This is a genomic window from Patiriisocius sp. 208BN25-11 (assembly GCF_058147145.1).
Map to the genome: position 1 here is coordinate 1 of NZ_JBYVJY010000106.1, position 244 is coordinate 244.

1 protein-coding gene is annotated in these 244 nt (G+C 43.9%); it reads left to right on the forward strand.

Annotated elements, in window-relative coordinates; genetic code table 11:
* Positions 1 to 244, forward strand: a 244-nt coding sequence (locus tag ACY2RS_RS15750; RefSeq protein WP_490099606.1) for a cyanophycin synthetase family protein, incomplete at both ends; no start/stop codon positions are given.

Sequence of the window (244 nt, forward strand, 5' to 3'; positions counted from 1 at the left end):
ATTGATGGGTGGAGAGAACGAGTAGAAGCGATGTTTCCTACCATGTATTCAAACCGGGGTAGTGTAGGAACTCCAGGAGGCTTTTTGCAACGCGTCGAAGAAGGCACTTGGATGGGACATATCATTGAGCATATTGCCTTAGAAATTCAAACTTTAGCCTGTATGGATACTGGTTTTGGACGCACGCGTGGCTATGGAGAAGAAGGAGTCTACAATTTAGTGTTTTCAGACATTGAAGAAAATG